Origin of the sequence: Erwinia typographi (assembly GCF_000773975.1) — a bacterium.
Taxonomy (GTDB): Bacteria; Pseudomonadota; Gammaproteobacteria; order Enterobacterales; family Enterobacteriaceae; genus Erwinia; species Erwinia typographi.
The window spans coordinates 1-16,192 of record NZ_JRUQ01000049.1 but is presented as its reverse complement, the minus strand read 5'-3'; the positions used below and the strand labels follow the sequence as shown (position 1 = coordinate 16,192).

The following is a 16,192-nucleotide window of genomic DNA, read 5'->3' as shown; positions in this document are numbered from 1 at the left end:
CTTACGCCTGCTCAATCACAGGGGCTTCATGCATGGATGCTCCCCAGCAAATACGGTTTCGGCCTTCGCGCTTGGCGCTGTAGAGCCGCCTGTCGGCAAGGGACTGCAATGAATCCAGGGATGGCGGTATGGCTTCACTGCCGTGCGCCACCCCAACAGATACGCTTACCGTGACAAGCTCCCCAGTCTGCAGCCGTACCGGCTGGCTGGCGACGTTTTTACGTAGCCGTTCAGCCAGCACTGCCGCATCCTTCAGCGTGCAGTCCGGAAGCAGTACGCAAAACTCCTCGCCGCCTATCCTGCCTACCATATCCCTTCGCCGCAGACTGTTTTGCATCGCAGCCGCAGCGCATTTCAGCACCAGATCGCCCGCCGCGTGACCGTAGCTATCGTTGATTTGCTTGAAGTGATCCAGATCGATCAGCAGCAGCGCCATCTGTTCACTTTTGGGTGGGGAGGAGAGCTGACGTTCGCTGGCGAGAGTGTAAAAGCCACGGCGGTTAAATACGCTGGTCAGCATATCGTGGTTGGCCTGCCAGTGGATGTTGGCCTGCTGACGAATCATCCGATTGATAATGCGGGAAAAAGTGTGGCGAGCCAGCAAGAGCAGAGCGCTAAGCGCCAGCCACAGCACCAATGGCAGCATGTAGTATCGGCCGTATCCGTCCTTCAGGACCTGGTCGATCGTCTGCACGAAAATCAGCGGGCCAGGCAGGTTATCCCGATGAGTGAAGGTAACAAAATACTTGCCGATTTGCAGCGTACCGTCGCGCCTTGCCCTAATAGTTTCCTGCAGATGCAGAAAGTCCCGATGTCTGAAGTAATGGTGGGTGTTGGCACCCTCAAGAGCGGAAGTAAAGGTGGCGGTATGATGATCGAAAAGGATCAGATTAGCGTGCGTTTCGTTGCCCGTCGCCCGCAGCAGCAGCTTTTGCAGCAGTTTTGCGCCAAACCCTACGCTGAGTGAGCCGATCCAGTTTGAGCGCTCAGACACGGGCAGAGTAGCGAATAGCATCGGTGAGGCCGTTCCTTTTTCGCTGGCTCTCCAGAGAGCTTTGTCCAGCGGAACGCCATCAGCGTGATCCAAAATCACCGCCGGTGGTAACTTATCCTCTACGGAAGGTGAGGAGACCAACTGATATCCGTTACGCGATGCGTAATAAAAGTGAGGCTGTTCAACTACCGGAGTGTGATGATTAAAGAGCGTATTTTGCAGAAACTGAATTGCTGCCAGCTCCGACAGCCCCTCAGACGCGTGCGGAGAGGGAGGGACACCGTGACCGGAAAGCCTGCTGCTGGGGGTCAGCAGCTCCCAGCTTTCGCCTTTTCCACTGACTTTGATTCTGGTCAGCCAGTCGCGGTCGGGCTGACCGCTGTTCTGTAGCCGATCCATAAAGCCGCTTTGCATGTAGTGCAACTGGTCGAGGTGTCGCTGGAAGAAATTATCAAGCTGCCCGGCAATATGATCCAGCTGGGCGAGCTGGCTGGCCTGATAGCCGTGATGAAACAGCTGAGCCTGATCCAGAAAAAGCAGACCGGAGAGGATAAAAAGCAGCAGGAAAAACCCGTCAACGACTCTTGCTGGATTGCCCGACAGGACGCGTTTTTTTCTGGCTACCAGCGGCAGCTCGTGCTGCTTTATGCTGGAGATGTTCACGGCAGTGTCTCCAGCGGCGTGGGTTTGCCGTGCAGGTAGCCCTGTAGATAGCCTACGCCGAGCTGGGTAAGCAGTCTGCCCTGTTCCACGGTTTCCACATACTCGGCAACCACGGACAGCTTCTTCTCTTTCGCGATGTCGCAGATTGACTTCACGATCATCCTGTCCAGCCTGTCGTGTTCTATATTCTTCACAAATAGTCCGTCGATTTTAATGATGTCCACCTTCAGACTTTTTACCCGCTCGTAGTTGGCAAAGCCGGTGCCGAAGTCGTCAATGGCGATGCGAAAGCCCTGATGGCGCAGTACTTCAATGGCCTGGGCGGCGGCCTGGCTGTTATACAGGGACTGTTCTTCGGTCACCTCCAGTATGGCCGCGTCGTGCGGTACGCCGTAGCGCTGGAAGATAGCCACGATGCTTTCAGCGATCCCCGGTTCGGTGAGGGTCATTGGCAGCAGGTTAATTGCCATGCAGGGGAGCGGGTTGCCCGCTTTGCGTCGTTTTTCGATAAAGGCCACGGTCTCTTCAATCACCAGACGATCGAAAGAGGCACTGAGGTTAAATTCGGCAATCAGCGGGATAAATTCATTTGGCTGAATGATTTCATCGCCATCCTGAAGTCGGGCCAGCACCTCGTAATAGCTGTGGGCCGTGACCGGGTTGACGATGGGCTGGGCGCACAGCATGATCCGTCGGCTGGCGATAGCCTGTTTGATTCTTGCCAGCATCAACACCTGTTCAGAGGCGCTGCTAATCTGCAGGGCACCCTTATCGTCCAGTAAAGAGATACCGCCCTGAGTAAGGGCCCGTTCGGCCAGATAGCTCAGCTGTCCGGTCAGGCGGTATAGATCATCGGTTGCAACGTTAAAGGGAGCGGCGGCGAACGCGTAGTTGATATCCACAACGGTGTTATTCCAGTACACCTTCAGATCTTTTAACTGTTCACGCAGTGATTCCAGACGCTGTTGCGTTACATCTTCAGTCAGAAAAAGCATCAAACCATCCCCGGCCAACTGGTAGACGCCTTCATTTTCGCCCAGAAGCTTATTAAGCATGTCGATAATGCTGCGTTTGCAGTGGATGCGCATCATGATGCCGTAGTGGCGCCCGAGAAACTTCAGGTTGTCCAGGTGAAGGTAGCAAAGGGTTCCCGTTGGCTGCTGATGGAGATGGTATTCCAGCGCCCGCAGATTGGGGCGCTGCTCGATGGGATCGGTTAACGAGAGCCTCATGGCAACCTGCTGCATCCGCTGGCTCTTACTGAAGGCCGCCGAGATATACACCAGACTAATGGTGAAGGCGATAAACGTGGAGGACATAAAGGTGATAGCGAAAATGTTGTTATTGGTCAGCACATCCACATTGCAATACATCAGCAGGAAGCAGCTCAGCGCCCAGAGGAAGATAACCAGCAGCGGGTCGAAACGCATGATCCCATAGGTAAAAAGGACGAAGATCAGGGGGATCAGGTAGCTTGAGATCAGCAGGTGATGAACGGGTGAACAGAAAAGGATCAGCAGCGTTACCAGCATTCCCAGCCACACTAGCGCACTGGTCAGACTCTGTTTTCCCCCGAAGGGTTTTTTGCAGCCGAGAAGGATTCTGCGTGCATACGCCGGGCTACCCACCGCGCGCAGAGGAATATAAAAGAGGATGGTAAACACGACCGCTGAAATAATCATATTCTGCAGGCCGACGACCGTATACATGTTCAGCTGGCTGGAAAAGTAGCCGTTTACTGCGCCCGGGACAGGAAAAAAATGACCCCATGCAATCATCATGAATTTGGTTAAAACAGGCGCACAGGTTCCTATAAGCGTCAGACGTATTCCAACCCCGTTAGTTGCCGGGCTGTAGCGCCACCGTTTACCTAGCAGCTTCCGTGCCAGCCAGCCGCACAGCAGAACAGGGATCAGCATGGCAAGCGTAACGCCCAGCGCAATAAGGAAGGAGTAGCTGTACTGATAATTGAGATAAAAAGCTAGGAGGAGGGGAAGTATCGCCGCCCGACCAAATATATACAGCGTGGCGATGGACATGCCGTAGGGCAGATAGACAATCCATACGCTGCTGTCGCCAATCATCGCGCTGGGAGAAAAAGTTCTGGCCAGAGGCATTAACAGCATGAGTTGCGCAAAAGCGATCAGACTTTTTTTAATGAAGCTGCCAGGCAAGCTTTTCATGAGGTGATTCTCAGGTTAAAAAGTGAGCGATTTAGTTCAGGCGCGCAATAGTAAGAGCAAAGAATTATTCAGACAAGGAAATGAAAAGTAAAAAATGCTGCAGTTGTTTGAATTCTTTTAACAGTGGGTTCAGGCCATCCAGGGCTGGATGGCTGAATAAATTGATTAGCAGGGTAATTAATTGATTGAGATGCGTATTTTATGCGACGGGAAATGTTAAATTAAGTGGAGTAATGATCTTATGCAGCGGCCGAAGTGGAAATAAAATTGACGATTTTCTCCGGCAACTGGGGTAATTAAACGTTAAGCATAGCCTCAAGCTGTTCCTGAGCGTCCAGCCACTCCATCTCGCACGCTTCCAGCGAGGATTTCGCCGCTGCCTGCTGTTGCAGCGCGGCGGTGAGATCGGCTTTACGGCTCTGATCGTAGAGAGCGGCGTCGGCCAGGCTTGATTCGGCCTGCGATAGCTGCGCGTTCAGCTTCTCCATTTGTTTTTCCAGCTTCTCAATCTGCTTACGCAGCGGCTGAGTTTGCGTCCGCAGTTCTGCCTCGCGTCGCTTCTGGTCTTTACGGTTCTGCGCGCTGTTAGCTCCGTCCTGCTTTGGCTCGACGGCGCTGGTTTGCTTTTGCAGATCGCTCAGCCACTGCTGATAATCTTCCAAATCGCCATCGAAAGGCTCCACCTGACCATCATGCACCAGATAGAGGTCATCGGTGGTGGAGCGCAGCAGGTGACGATCGTGCGAAACCACCACCAGCGCCCCCTCAAAATCAATCAGCGCCTCGGTCAGGGCCTGGCGCATATCCAGATCCAGGTGGTTGGTCGGTTCATCCAGCAGCAGCAGGTTGGGGCGCTGCCAGACGATCAGCGCCAGAACCAGCCGGGCCTTTTCCCCGCCGGAAAAACGGCCGGTGCTTTCCGTAACCTTATCGCCCTGAAAACCAAATCCGCCAAGGTAATCCCGCAGCTGCTGCTCCAGCACTTTTGGCGCCAGGCGCACCATATGCTGAAGAGGGGATTCATCAGCCCGTAAGAATTCAAGCTGATGCTGGGCGAAGTAGCCGAGCTTGATGCCCTTTGCCAGGCCAATCTCGCCTTTCAACGGCGCCAGATCGCCCGCCAGCATTTTGATCAGGGTTGATTTACCCGCGCCGTTGCGGCCCAGCAGACCAATGCGCGAGCCGGGAACCAGGTTCAGCTTGATTGAATTAAGAATGACCTTATCGCCGTAGCCAGCGCTGACCTTTTCCATCTTCAGCAGCGGGTTCGGCAGGCTTTCCGGCTCGCGGAAGCTGAAGGTGAACGGATTATCAACGTGAGCGGGCGCGATCATCTCCATGCGTTCCAGCATCTTGATGCGGCTTTGCGCCTGCTTCGCTTTGCTGGCCTTCGCCTTAAAGCGATCGATAAAGCTCTGCAAATGCGCCACTTTTTGCTGCTGGTTCTCAAACATTGACTGCTGTTGCGACAGCCTGGTCGCGCGCTGAATTTCAAACGAGCTGTAGTTGCCCGTGTATTCATTCATCGCCTGCTGTTCGATGTGCAGGATTTTGTCCACCACCGGATCGAGGAAATCCCGATCGTGCGAAATCAGAATCAGCGTGCCCTGATAGCTGTTCAGCCAGCGCTCCAGCCAGATCACGGCATCGAGATCCAGGTGGTTGGTTGGTTCATCAAGCAGCAGCAGGTCAGAGCGGCAAATCAACGCCTGCGCCAGGTTAAGGCGCATGCGCCAGCCGCCGGAAAAATCACTGACCGGGCGCAGCAGCTGTTCCTGAGAAAAGCCCAAACCGTTAAGCAGGCTGGCGGCGCGAGGCTGTATTGTCCATGCCTGAATGGCATCCAGCTTGCCGTGCAGCGTGGCAATGGCGTGGCCGTCGTTAATCTCATTGGCGTGCGCCAGCTCCGCCTCCAGCTGGCGGAACTCTCTGTCGCCATCGATCACATACTCAATAGCCGGGACGGAAAGAGCAGGGGTTTCCTGATTAACCCAGGCCAGCGACCAGTTGCCGGGATAGCTGAAGCTGCCGGCATCGGCGCTTATCTCGTTTTTAAGCAGCGACAGCAGCGTGGATTTTCCGCAGCCATTTTTTCCCACCAGACCCACTTTTTGGCCTGGGTTGATGGTGGCCGTGGCATTGTCCAGCAGTACGCGGACACCGCGTCGAATTTGTAACGATGAGAAGACAATCATAAGCGCCGTAATAGTCAGAATATGTTAAATTAAACCATCAATTTGATTTTGGAATGTTGAATTCCGTTGCGTCGAGCATGGTAGCGGAATTTCCCGGCCGTGACGATGATTTGGAGGGGAATGATGTTGCAGCCGCCTAAAGTTTTGCTGCTTTATGCACACCCGGAATCTCAAGACTCGATCGCAAATCGGGTCTTGCTGAGGCCCGCCTATGATTTACCCCATGTGACGGTGCACGATCTGTACGCGCACTACCCTGATTTTTTTATAGATATTCACCACGAGCAGCAGCTGCTGCGCGAGCACGATATTATTGTTTTTCAGCACCCGCTTTATACCTACAGCTGCCCGGCGCTGCTGAAAGAGTGGCTCGACCGCGTCCTCTCACGCGGATTTGCCAGCGGTCCCGGCGGCAATATGCTGGAAGGAAAGTACTGGCGTAGCGTGATCACCACCGGGGAACCCGAGGCGGCTTACCATCAGGAAGGGCTAAACCGCTACCCTATGTCAGACATTATGCGTCCGTTTGAGCTGACGGCGCAGATGTGCCGGATGCACTGGCTGACGCCGATGATCATTTACTGGGCGCGGCGCCAGACGCCGGAAGTGATGAAGAATTTTTCGCGGGCCTACAGCGACTGGCTCGCATCCCCTTTGCCTTATGGAGGACTCTGAATGGAAGGACAAACCCTCCTGGCGGCAGGCGTGGTCTACCTTTTTGCGGCGGTGATCGCCGTGCCGATCGCGGCCCGGCTCGGCATTGGCGCGGTGCTTGGCTATCTGCTGGCTGGCATAGCCATCGGCCCCTGGGGTTTAGGCTTTATCAGCGACGTTGAGGAGATTCTGCACTTCTCCGAGCTGGGCGTGGTGTTCCTGATGTTTATCATTGGCCTTGAGCTGAAACCTTCCAAGCTGTGGGAGCTTCGCCGCTCCATTTTCGGCGTTGGCGCGGCTCAGGTTATTTTTAGTGCCGCCATCCTCGGCGGTCTGCTGCTGCTGACGGACTTCTCCTGGCAGGCGGCAACGATTGGGGGTATCGGCCTGGCGATGTCCTCCACCGCCATGGCACTACAAATCATGCGGGATAAGGGCATGAACCGTAACGAATCTGGACAGCTGGGCTTCTCAGTACTGCTGTTCCAGGATCTGGCGGTGATCCCTGCGCTGGCGCTGGTGCCTTTGCTGGCTGGCGGCGACCACGGCCACACCGACTGGATGAAGGTGGGCATGAAGGTGCTGGCCTTTGCCGGGATGCTGATCGGCGGGCGTTATCTGCTGCGGCCGATTTTTCGCTTTATCGCAGCTTCCGGCGTCCGTGAAGTGTTTACCGCTGCGGCGCTGCTGCTGGTGCTTGGCTCAGCGCTGTTTATGGATGCGCTGGGGCTGTCTATGGCACTGGGTACGTTTATCGCCGGGATCCTGCTGGCGGAAAGTGAATACCGCCACGAGCTGGAAATTGCTATCGATCCGTTTAAGGGCTTGCTGCTGGGGCTGTTCTTTATTTCCGTCGGCATGGCGCTGAACCTCGGCGTGCTTTATACCCATATCATTGAAATTCTTGTCGGCGTGGTGGCGCTGGTTTCCGTTAAGGCGGGCGTGCTTTACCTGCTGTCGCGGATTTTTGGCCTGCGTAGCTCAGAACGGCTACAGTTTTCCGGCGTGTTAAGCCAGGGGGGAGAATTTGCTTTCGTGTTGTTCTCTGCCGCCTCTTCGGCAAACCTGTTTACCGGCGATCAAATGCCGCTGCTGTTAGTGACCGTGACGCTGTCTATGATGACCACGCCGCTCTTAATGCAGGGGATTGATAAAATTCTCGAGAGACGCTTTAACGACGTCGATGAAAATGAAGAGAAACCCTTCGTTGAGGACGACAAGCCGCAGGTTATTGTGGTGGGCTTCGGGCGTTTTGGTCAGGTTGTTGCCCGCCTGCTGATGGCGAATGAAAAGCGCGTTACCGTGCTGGAGCGGGATATCAGCGCCGTCAGCCTGATGCGAAAATACGGTTACAAAGTATACTATGGGGATGCGAAGGAGCTTGAGCTGCTGCGGGCGGCCGGTGCGGAAACCGCTCAGTCGATAGTCATTACCTGCAACGCTCCGGAAGACGCGATGGAGATTGTACATCTCTGCCAGCACCATTTTCCGCATTTGCAGATCCTTGCCAGGGCGAGAGGACGTGTGGAAGCGCATGAGCTGCTGCAGGCCGGAGTGACGCAGTTCTCGCGTGAAACCTTCTCCAGCGCGCTGGAGCTGGGGCGTAAGACGCTGATGACGCTGGGTATGCATCCGCACCAGGCCTTCCGTGCCCAGCAGCATTTCCGCCGGTTAGATATGCGGATGCTGCGTGAACTGATGCCAAACCACGCGGACAGCCTGCAAATTTCCCGTGTGAAAGAGGCCCGCCGCGAGCTGGAAGATATTTTTCAGGCTGAGATGCAGCATGAGAAGCGCCAGTTTGACGGTTGGGACGAATTTGAATAGGAACCTTTATGCGTAAAAGATTTATAGCCGGCGCGACCTGCCCGAAATGTCAGGCGCAGGATACGCTTGCGCTGTGGCAGGAAAATAATATTGATGTGGTTGAATGCGTTAGATGCGGCCACCAGATGCGCGAAGCCGACAAGCAGGCGCAAAAGCAGGTGCGAACCAACGAACAGGTCATTGGAATTTTCCATCCTGAGTAGCGTTATGCCTCAGCTTTTTTTAAGCTGTAGCACACAGCGGCATTGAAATTCGTTACAATCGGCGCAATTCAGAGTCTTTCGCGTTGGCAAACCGGTCAACAAACTAAGGACTCAACGTTCTCAACGGTTAGGAGTAATCATGAAAGTAGCTAAAGACCTGGTGGTCAGCCTGGCATATCAGGTACGTACAGAAGACGGCGTGATGGTCGATGAGTCACCGGTGAGCGCACCGCTTGACTATCTGCACGGTCATGGTTCCCTGATTTCAGGCCTGGAAAAAGCCCTGGAAAACCATGAGGCCGGTGACAAGTTTGAAGTCAATATCGCGGCGAATGACGCTTACGGTCAGTATGACGACAACCTGGTGCAGCGCGTTCCGAAAGACGTCTTCATGGGCGTTGATGAGCTGCAGGTTGGCATGCGCTTCCTGGCAGAAACCGATCAGGGGCCTGTTCCGGTTGAAATCACTGAAGTGGAAGACGAGCATGTGGTAGTTGACGGTAACCACATGCTGGCTGGTCAGAACCTGAACTTCAACGTTGAAGTGGTTGCGGTTCGTGAAGCGACCGCTGAAGAGCTGGCCCATGGCCACGTTCACGGCGAGCACGATCATCATCATGACCACGATCATGACCATGACCACGGTAAAGGTGGTTGCGGGACCGGCGGCTGCGGCTGCCACTAAGCGTTCAGCGATAAAAAAAGGAGCTTCGGCTCCTTTTTTGTGGCTGTGAAAAGGCGCTCAGTAGTGCGGCGGTGGCGTTTCTTCCGATTGAGACGCAATCATCGAGGGCGCGGCTGATTTCAGCTTATCGGTCAGCAGGCGCATTTGCTCGCGCAGACGGGCCATCTCCAGCTCATGATGAATCACCGTTTGGTTAAGCTCTTCAAGGGTATGTTCCTGAAAGGCCAGTCGGCTCTCCAGCATCTCCATTCGCTCTTCAAACAATGATTGTTGCATACTCTTTCCTCTTGTTACCGCACGAGCCGTTATACTGGCTGAATTCGCTGATTCTAACGGGAAAAGAACGGCTGAAATAGGGTTATTCAGGTTAATTTCGGCCCGGCGGTTGAAAAAACGCGATGGCGTCTGCATCTCAGTGGTGAAACTTTCGCGCAGGCGTGCGGTCGGAAGTTAACTTAGTTTTCATTGCGAGAGAGTGAAATTTTCTCGCGCACAGTTTCAGTTATAGTACAGGCCCAGGCCTGTAAACGATTTCCGAAGCGAGAGGCTTCGGTTTTGGAGAAATGGATGAAATCACTGTTTAAAGTCACACTGTTAGCCACCACCATGGCCGTTGCGCTGAATGCGCCGCTGGCAATGGCTGCCGAAACCGCTCCGGCAGCAGCACCGGCTCAGCAGGCACCACAGCAGGCACCGAAGAACGCAGCATTCAAGAATGATGACCAGCAGTCCGCCTATGCACTGGGCGCTTCTCTGGGGCGTTACATGGAAAACTCTCTCAAAGAGCAGGAGAAGCTGGGCATCAAGCTGGATAAAGGTCAGCTGATCTCTGGCGTTCAGGACGCTTTTGCTGGTAAGAGCAAGCTCTCCGATCAGGAAATCGAGCAGACCCTGCAGGCGTTTGAAGCCCGCGTGAAAGGCGCTGCCCAGGCGAAGATGGAAAAAGACGCAAAAGAGAATACCGAAAAAGGTAATGCTTATGCGACCAAATTTGCTAAAGAAAAAGGCGTGAAGAAAACGGAATCCGGCCTGCTTTATCAGGTTGAGAAAGAAGGAACCGGCGACGTGCCTAAAGACAGCGATACGGTTGTCGTGAACTATAAAGGTACGCTGATCGACGGTACCGAGTTTGATAACTCCTACACCCGCGGTGAGCCTCTTTCTTTCCGTCTGGATGGCGTTATCCCCGGCTGGACCGAAGGCCTTAAGCATGTGAAGAAAGGCGGCAAGATCAAGCTGGTCATTCCACCACAGCTGGCCTACGGTAAAAACGGCGTGCCTGGTATCCCAGCGAACTCCACGCTGGTGTTTGATGTTGAGCTGCTCGACATTAAACCAGCGGCAAAAGCTGACGCCAATGCTCCGGCTCCGGCTGAAGCGCCGGCAGCTACGCAGGCTAAGTAATTCTCTGACCGCCACACTCTGTGTGGCGGTTTGTTTTTCACTCCGCAATCTCCCTTCTGTTTTTGCGCTATCTGGCATTTCATGACAAAGGTCAGGACAGGCGTTTCTTATATTTGCTAGACTATCTGCCACGCATTTTTTCTCAGAACGAGTCTGCCCTTGTGCCGTGCGACAGGCTCTTTAAAAGGGTGGTGTCTTAATGTCGGGTTCAATTTTTACCGGTGATGTGACCGATCTGGAATTGCTGGAACAGCATCCCTTCGCACAAACTGACTTTGATATCCTCAAATCCTATGAAGCCGTGGTGGACGGACTGGCGATGCTGATCGGTTCCCACTGCGAAATCGTTCTGCATTCACTGGAAGATTTGAAGTGTTCAGCCGTCAGGATCGCGAACGGTGAGCATACAGGCCGAAAAATCGGCTCGCCAATCACCGACCTCGCGCTGCGTATGCTGCATGATATGAATGGCGCAGACAGCAACGTCTCCAGAGCGTATTTCACCCGTGCGAAAAGCGGCGTACTGATGAAGTCGGTGACCATTGCTATCCGCAACGGCCAGCAGCGCGTGATTGGCCTGCTGTGCATCAATATGAATCTGGACGTGCCTTTTTCGCAAATCATGGCGACGTTTATGCCGCCGGAAACGCAGGATGTGGCTTCCTCGGTGAACTTTGCCTCTTCGGTCGAAGATCTGGTTATGCAAACGCTGGAGTTCACCATTGAAGAGGTGAGCGGCGATCGCAACGTTTCTAATAATGCCAAGAACCGCCAGATCGTACTGAATCTGTACGAGAAGGGGATCTTTGACATTAAAGACGCCATTAATCAGGTAGCCGAACGGCTCAACATTTCCAAACACACCGTTTATCTCTATATCCGCCAGTTCAAGAGCGGCGATTTCCAGGGGCAGGAGCGCTGATGCGCTACGCTTTGCTGGTCACCGGGCCAGCTTATGGCACGCAGCAGTCCAGCAGCGCCTTGCTTTTTGCGCAGGCATTGCTGGCCGCCGGGCATCAGTTGGAGAGCGTGTTCTTCTATCGGGAGGGCGTGCTGAATGCCAGCGAGCTGATTTCACCGGCCAGCGATGAGTTTCACCTCGGCCAGGCCTGGCAAAAGCTGCACCGGGAACAGGGCGTTGCGCTCAACGTCTGCGTGGCGGCGGCTCTGCGTCGGGGGATCGTCGATCGGCAGGAAGCGCAAAACCTGGCCCTTCCTGCCGCCAATCTGGCTGAGGGATTTCAGCTTTCTGGATTAGGGGCGCTGGCGGAAGCCGCGCTGACCTGTGAACGGCTGGTACAGTTTTGATGAATCGGGTTGCCTTTATCTTTACTCAGGCGCCTCACGGCAGCAGCGCCGGGCGCGAAGGGCTTGATGCGGTGATCGCCACCTCCGCGCTGAGCGACGAAGTCGCGCTGTTCTTCCTCAGTGACGGCGTGCTTCAGCTGATCGCCGGGCAGGCGCCCGAGCAGATTCTTGCGCGGAATTATATGGCGACTTTTGGCGTGCTGCCTTTATATGACGTTGAGCATTTTTATGCCTGCTCAGCGTCGCTGGCTGAGCGAGGCCTCAGCGCCGAAACGGTCAATGTGCTACCGGTCGAGGTTCTGCCGCCTCTGGCCCTGCGTGCTGAACTCGAAAAGTACCATCGGATCATCACATTTTGAGGAAATTATGCTGCACACCCTGCTAACCTCGCCCTTCAAATGTGATGTTGCCGCGATGGTCAGACTTTTTTCTGCTGGTGATGATGTTCTGCTGCTGCAGGATGGCGTACTGGCGGCGCTGGCGGGCAGCCACGCGCTTGAAATTCTGCTGCAAGCCCCCATATCCCTGTACGTGCTGCAAGAAGATATCGACGCGCGCGGACTTTCTGCTCAAATTTCATCCAGCGCAATCACGGTAAGCTATACTGATTTCGTCGCGCTGACGGTAAAAAATCCGCAACAGATGGCCTGGTAGTGCACGATATCCTGGTTATTTCTTGACACTTTTTCTGCTCAGCCCTAAAATTCTGCGTCCTCGTTATACCACGAGGCGATTTATCATGTGTTTACGAAGCAAAAGCAAATCCCAGGAGCTATTTAATGGCAACAGTTAACCAGCTGGTTCGCAAACCACGCGCACGCAAAGTTGCAAAGAGCAACGTGCCTGCGCTGGAAGCCTGCCCGCAGAAACGTGGTGTATGTACTCGCGTATATACTACTACTCCTAAAAAACCGAACTCCGCACTGCGTAAAGTATGTCGTGTTCGCTTAACCAACGGTTTTGAAGTTACCTCCTATATCGGCGGTGAAGGTCATAACCTGCAGGAACACTCCGTGATCCTGATCCGTGGCGGTCGTGTTAAAGACTTGCCAGGTGTGCGTTACCACACCGTTCGTGGCGCGCTGGACTGCTCTGGTGTTAAAGACCGTAAGCAGTCACGCTCCAAGTACGGCGTGAAGAAGCCAAAGGCTTAATGGTTCTCCGTTAAGTAAGGCCAAACGTTTTATCTTAAATGTCATAATAAACTCGTAGAGTTTTGGACAACCCTGAATTAACAACGGAGTATTTCCATGCCACGTCGTCGCGTAATTGGTCAGCGTAAAATCCTGCCAGATCCTAAGTTCGGATCAGAGCTGCTGGCTAAATTTGTAAACATTCTGATGGTAGACGGTAAAAAATCTACTGCAGAATCAATCGTCTATACCGCGCTTGAGACCCTGGCTCAGCGTTCAGGTAAAAACGAACTGGAAGCCTTTGAAGTCGCCCTGGACAACGTCCGCCCAACCGTGGAAGTTAAGTCTCGCCGCGTTGGTGGGTCTACTTATCAGGTACCAGTTGAAGTCCGTCCGGTTCGTCGTAATGCTCTGGCAATGCGTTGGATCGTTGAAGCTGCTCGTAAACGCGGTGATAAATCTATGGCTCTGCGCCTGGCGAACGAACTTTCTGATGCGGCTGAGAATAAAGGCACTGCCGTGAAGAAACGTGAAGATGTTCACCGTATGGCCGAAGCCAACAAGGCGTTCGCTCACTACCGCTGGTAACAGCTTCGTAGTTGTTATTAACCCAGCGGGCGTCCCAGTGACTCACCCGCTGGGGTTTACTAACTTAGAACGTCCGAGAATCAGAGGAATCAAATGGCTCGTACAACACCCATTACACGCTACCGTAACATCGGTATCAGTGCACACATCGACGCCGGTAAGACCACAACTACCGAACGTATTCTGTTCTACACCGGTGTAAACCACAAAATCGGTGAAGTTCATGATGGCGCAGCCACCATGGACTGGATGGCGCAGGAGCAGGAGCGTGGTATTACCATTACCTCCGCAGCGACTACCGCTTTCTGGTCTGGTATGGCTAAGCAGTTCGAGCCACACCGCGTAAATATCATCGACACCCCCGGACACGTTGACTTCACCATCGAAGTAGAACGTTCTATGCGTGTTCTTGACGGCGCAGTAATGGTTTACTGTGCAGTTGGTGGTGTTCAGCCACAGTCTGAGACCGTATGGCGTCAGGCTAATAAATATAAAGTTCCACGCATTGCGTTCGTTAACAAAATGGACCGCATGGGTGCTAACTTCCTGAAAGTTGTTGGTCAGATTGAATCTCGTCTGGGCGCGACTCCGGTCCCTCTGCAGCTGGCTATCGGCGCAGAAGAGAACTTCACCGGCGTGGTTGACCTGATCAAGATGAAAGCCATCAACTGGAACGACGACGACGCGGGCGTGACCTTCGTTTACGAAGAGATCCCAGCTGATATGCAGGATCTGGCCGAAGAGTGGCGCCAGAAACTGATTGAAGCCGCAGCGGAAGGTTCTGATGAGCTGATGGAGAAATTCTTTGGTGGCGAAGAGCTGTCTGAAGAAGAGATCAAAGATTCACTGCGTAAGCGCGTACTGAACAACGAAATCATCCTGGTAACCTGTGGTTCTGCCTTTAAGAACAAAGGTGTTCAGGCAATGCTGGATGCGGTTATCGAATACCTGCCGTCACCAACGGATGTTACCGCGATTAACGGTATGCTGGACGATGGTAAAGATACCCCGGCTGTTCGTCACTCAGACGACGAAGAACCGTTTGCCGCGCTGGCGTTCAAAATCGCTACCGACCCGTTTGTAGGTAACCTGACGTTCTTCCGCGTGTATTCCGGTATCGTTAACTCCGGTGACACCGTGTATAACCCGGTTAAATCTCAGCGTGAGCGTCTGGGTCGTATCGTACAGATGCACGCTAACAAACGTGAAGAGATCAAAGAAGTTCGCGCAGGCGACATCGCAGCGGCTATCGGTCTGAAAGACGTGACTACCGGTGACACCCTGTGTGATCCGGACCATGTGATCATTCTGGAGCGTATGGAATTCCCTGAACCGGTAATCTCCATCGCCGTTGAACCAAAAACCAAAGCTGACCAGGAAAAAATGGGTCTGGCTCTGGGTCGTCTGGCTAAAGAAGACCCGTCATTCCGCGTATGGACTGACGAAGAAACTAACCAGACCATCATCGCCGGTATGGGTGAGCTGCACCTCGACATCATCGTTGACCGCATGAAGCGTGAATTCAATGTTGAAGCGAACGTCGGTAAACCTCAGGTTGCTTACCGTGAAGCGATTCGCGCGAAAGTTACCGATATCGAAGGTAAACACGCCAAGCAGTCTGGTGGTCGTGGTCAGTATGGTCATGTTGTTATCGACATGTACCCACTGGAGCCGGGCGTTAACCCTAAAGGTTACGAATTCACCAACGATATCAAAGGTGGTGTGATCCCTGGTGAATACATCCCTGCGGTGGATAAAGGTATCCAGGAGCAGCTGAAATCTGGTCCTCTGGCTGGTTATCCGGTCGTTGATCTGGGTGTTCGTCTGCACTTTGGTTCTTACCATGACGTTGACTCCTCTGAGCTGGCGTTTAAACTGGCGGCTTCTATCGCGTTTAAAGACGGCTTTAAGAAAGCAAGCCCAGTTCTGCTTGAGCCGATCATGAAGGTTGAAGTAGAGACCCCGGAAGAGAACACCGGTGACGTTATCGGTGACCTCAGCCGTCGTCGTGGTATGCTGAAGGGACAGGAATCTAATGCTACTGGCGTTCAGATTCATGCTGAAGTTCCGCTGTCTGAAATGTTCGGATATGCAACTCAGCTGCGTTCTCTGACTAAAGGCCGTGCTTCATACTCTATGGAGTTCCTGAAGTATGATGATGCGCCGAACAACGTCGCTCAGGCCGTTATTGAAGCTCGTAGCAAATAAGCTACAGTTTTAAAATATTGATCCTATGCTCTCACCACGGAGTGAGAGCATTAAAGTAAGGAATATCGTCGTGGCTAAAGAAAAATTTGAACGTTCCAAACCGCACGTCAACGTTGGTACTATCGGACACGTTGACCACGGTAAAAC

General features: G+C 53.6%; 16 protein-coding genes and 1 pseudogene. 13 read left to right on the top strand and 4 right to left on the bottom strand.

All coding sequences use genetic code 11. From position 1 onward, the window contains the following. Position 1: 1 nt before the first annotated feature. From NG99_RS17140 to NG99_RS17130, 3 genes are all read right to left on the bottom strand, one after another. Positions 2 to 1,657 (bottom strand): diguanylate cyclase, encoded by a 1,656-nt coding sequence (locus tag NG99_RS17140; protein ID WP_034895556.1) that lies wholly within the window; start codon positions 1,655 to 1,657, stop codon positions 2 to 4. Further along, complete coding sequence (locus NG99_RS17135; RefSeq protein WP_034895554.1) at positions 1,654 to 3,840, bottom strand: sensor domain-containing phosphodiesterase; 2,187 nt, start codon at positions 3,838 to 3,840, stop codon at positions 1,654 to 1,656. Before NG99_RS17135 ends, NG99_RS17140 begins: the two co-directional genes overlap by 4 nt. 296 nt (positions 3,841 to 4,136) lie before the next feature. Then, a complete protein-coding gene (locus tag NG99_RS17130) occupies positions 4,137 to 6,035 on the bottom strand; it encodes an ABC transporter ATP-binding protein (RefSeq protein WP_034895552.1) in 1,899 nt (632 codons plus the stop codon). Positions 6,036 to 6,158: 123 nt separating this feature from the next. Here NG99_RS17130 and kefG point away from each other — a divergent pair, with 123 nt between their 5' ends. From kefG to slyD, 4 genes are all read left to right on the top strand, one after another. Further along, on the top strand, positions 6,159 to 6,710 hold the full coding sequence (gene kefG / locus NG99_RS17125; RefSeq protein WP_034895550.1) for a glutathione-regulated potassium-efflux system ancillary protein KefG: 552 nt from the start codon (positions 6,159 to 6,161) through the stop codon (positions 6,708 to 6,710). Further along, entirely contained in the window at positions 6,711 to 8,516 is a 1,806-nt protein-coding gene (kefB, locus tag NG99_RS17120; RefSeq protein WP_034895548.1) for a glutathione-regulated potassium-efflux system protein KefB, read from the top strand. An 8-nt stretch (positions 8,517 to 8,524) separates the two neighbouring features. After that, positions 8,525 to 8,719, top strand: a complete 195-nt coding sequence (locus NG99_RS17115) for a YheV family putative zinc ribbon protein (RefSeq protein WP_034895546.1) — start codon at positions 8,525 to 8,527, stop codon at positions 8,717 to 8,719. Positions 8,720 to 8,858: 139 nt separating this feature from the next. After that, on the top strand, positions 8,859 to 9,404 hold the full coding sequence (gene slyD, locus NG99_RS17110) for a peptidylprolyl isomerase (RefSeq protein WP_034895545.1): 546 nt from the start codon (positions 8,859 to 8,861) through the stop codon (positions 9,402 to 9,404). A 57-nt stretch (positions 9,405 to 9,461) separates the two neighbouring features. Here slyD and NG99_RS17105 read toward each other — a convergent pair whose 3' ends face one another. Next, entirely contained in the window at positions 9,462 to 9,680 is a 219-nt protein-coding gene (locus NG99_RS17105) for a SlyX family protein (RefSeq protein ID WP_034895544.1), read from the bottom strand. A gap of 291 nt (positions 9,681 to 9,971) precedes the next feature. On the opposite strand from NG99_RS17105, the gene fkpA reads away from it, so the two are divergent. From fkpA to NG99_RS28355, 9 genes and pseudogenes are all read left to right on the top strand, one after another. Further along, positions 9,972 to 10,808, top strand: a complete 837-nt coding sequence (fkpA, locus tag NG99_RS17100; protein WP_034895543.1) for an FKBP-type peptidyl-prolyl cis-trans isomerase — start codon at positions 9,972 to 9,974, stop codon at positions 10,806 to 10,808. A 199-nt stretch (positions 10,809 to 11,007) separates the two neighbouring features. Then, entirely contained in the window at positions 11,008 to 11,730 is a 723-nt protein-coding gene (locus NG99_RS17095; protein ID WP_034895542.1) for a helix-turn-helix transcriptional regulator, read from the top strand. Further along, a complete protein-coding gene (gene tusD / locus NG99_RS17090; RefSeq protein ID WP_034895541.1) occupies positions 11,730 to 12,116 on the top strand; it encodes a sulfurtransferase complex subunit TusD in 387 nt (128 codons plus the stop codon). Before NG99_RS17095 ends, tusD begins: the two co-directional genes overlap by 1 nt. Then, positions 12,116 to 12,475 carry a sulfurtransferase complex subunit TusC gene (tusC, locus tag NG99_RS17085; protein WP_034895540.1) on the top strand — a complete coding sequence of 120 codons (360 nt, stop codon included), beginning with the start codon at positions 12,116 to 12,118 and terminating at the stop codon, positions 12,473 to 12,475. Before tusD ends, tusC begins: the two co-directional genes overlap by 1 nt. A gap of 7 nt (positions 12,476 to 12,482) precedes the next feature. Continuing rightward, positions 12,483 to 12,770, top strand: a complete 288-nt coding sequence (gene tusB / locus NG99_RS17080; protein ID WP_034895539.1) for a sulfurtransferase complex subunit TusB — start codon at positions 12,483 to 12,485, stop codon at positions 12,768 to 12,770. Positions 12,771 to 12,895: 125 nt separating this feature from the next. Then, the gene (gene rpsL / locus NG99_RS17075) at positions 12,896 to 13,270 is read left to right on the top strand and encodes a 30S ribosomal protein S12 (protein WP_013204141.1); all 375 of its coding nucleotides are present in this window, start codon (positions 12,896 to 12,898) and stop codon (positions 13,268 to 13,270) included. Positions 13,271 to 13,366: 96 nt separating this feature from the next. After that, the gene (rpsG, locus tag NG99_RS17070) at positions 13,367 to 13,837 is read left to right on the top strand and encodes a 30S ribosomal protein S7 (RefSeq protein ID WP_008457106.1); all 471 of its coding nucleotides are present in this window, start codon (positions 13,367 to 13,369) and stop codon (positions 13,835 to 13,837) included. Positions 13,838 to 13,930: 93 nt separating this feature from the next. Then, positions 13,931 to 16,045 (top strand): elongation factor G, encoded by a 2,115-nt coding sequence (gene fusA / locus NG99_RS17065; protein ID WP_034895538.1) that lies wholly within the window; start codon positions 13,931 to 13,933, stop codon positions 16,043 to 16,045. Between the two features lie 70 nt (positions 16,046 to 16,115). Beyond that, positions 16,116 to 16,192 (top strand): annotated as a pseudogene (locus NG99_RS28355) (GTP-binding protein); the annotation flags it as partial.

Excerpts from the sequence above, each read along its gene's own strand:
- NG99_RS17135 (WP_034895554.1), bottom strand. The coding sequence starts at position 3,840 with ATGAAAAGCTTGCCTGGCAGCTTCATTAAAAAAAGTCTGATCGCTTTT.
- NG99_RS17130 (WP_034895552.1), bottom strand. The coding sequence starts at position 6,035 with ATGATTGTCTTCTCATCGTTACAAATTCGACGCGGTGTCCGCGTACTG.
- kefG (WP_034895550.1), top strand. The coding sequence starts at position 6,159 with ATGTTGCAGCCGCCTAAAGTTTTGCTGCTTTATGCACACCCGGAATCT.
- kefB (WP_034895548.1), top strand. The coding sequence starts at position 6,711 with ATGGAAGGACAAACCCTCCTGGCGGCAGGCGTGGTCTACCTTTTTGCG.
- NG99_RS17115 (WP_034895546.1), top strand. The coding sequence starts at position 8,525 with ATGCGTAAAAGATTTATAGCCGGCGCGACCTGCCCGAAATGTCAGGCG.
- slyD (WP_034895545.1), top strand. The coding sequence starts at position 8,859 with ATGAAAGTAGCTAAAGACCTGGTGGTCAGCCTGGCATATCAGGTACGT.
- NG99_RS17105 (WP_034895544.1), bottom strand. The coding sequence starts at position 9,680 with ATGCAACAATCATTGTTTGAAGAGCGAATGGAGATGCTGGAGAGCCGA.
- fkpA (WP_034895543.1), top strand. The coding sequence starts at position 9,972 with ATGAAATCACTGTTTAAAGTCACACTGTTAGCCACCACCATGGCCGTT.
- NG99_RS17095 (WP_034895542.1), top strand. The coding sequence starts at position 11,008 with ATGTCGGGTTCAATTTTTACCGGTGATGTGACCGATCTGGAATTGCTG.
- tusD (WP_034895541.1), top strand. The coding sequence starts at position 11,730 with ATGCGCTACGCTTTGCTGGTCACCGGGCCAGCTTATGGCACGCAGCAG.
- tusC (WP_034895540.1), top strand. The coding sequence starts at position 12,116 with ATGAATCGGGTTGCCTTTATCTTTACTCAGGCGCCTCACGGCAGCAGC.
- tusB (WP_034895539.1), top strand. The coding sequence starts at position 12,483 with ATGCTGCACACCCTGCTAACCTCGCCCTTCAAATGTGATGTTGCCGCG.
- rpsL (WP_013204141.1), top strand. The coding sequence starts at position 12,896 with ATGGCAACAGTTAACCAGCTGGTTCGCAAACCACGCGCACGCAAAGTT.
- rpsG (WP_008457106.1), top strand. The coding sequence starts at position 13,367 with ATGCCACGTCGTCGCGTAATTGGTCAGCGTAAAATCCTGCCAGATCCT.
- fusA (WP_034895538.1), top strand. The coding sequence starts at position 13,931 with ATGGCTCGTACAACACCCATTACACGCTACCGTAACATCGGTATCAGT.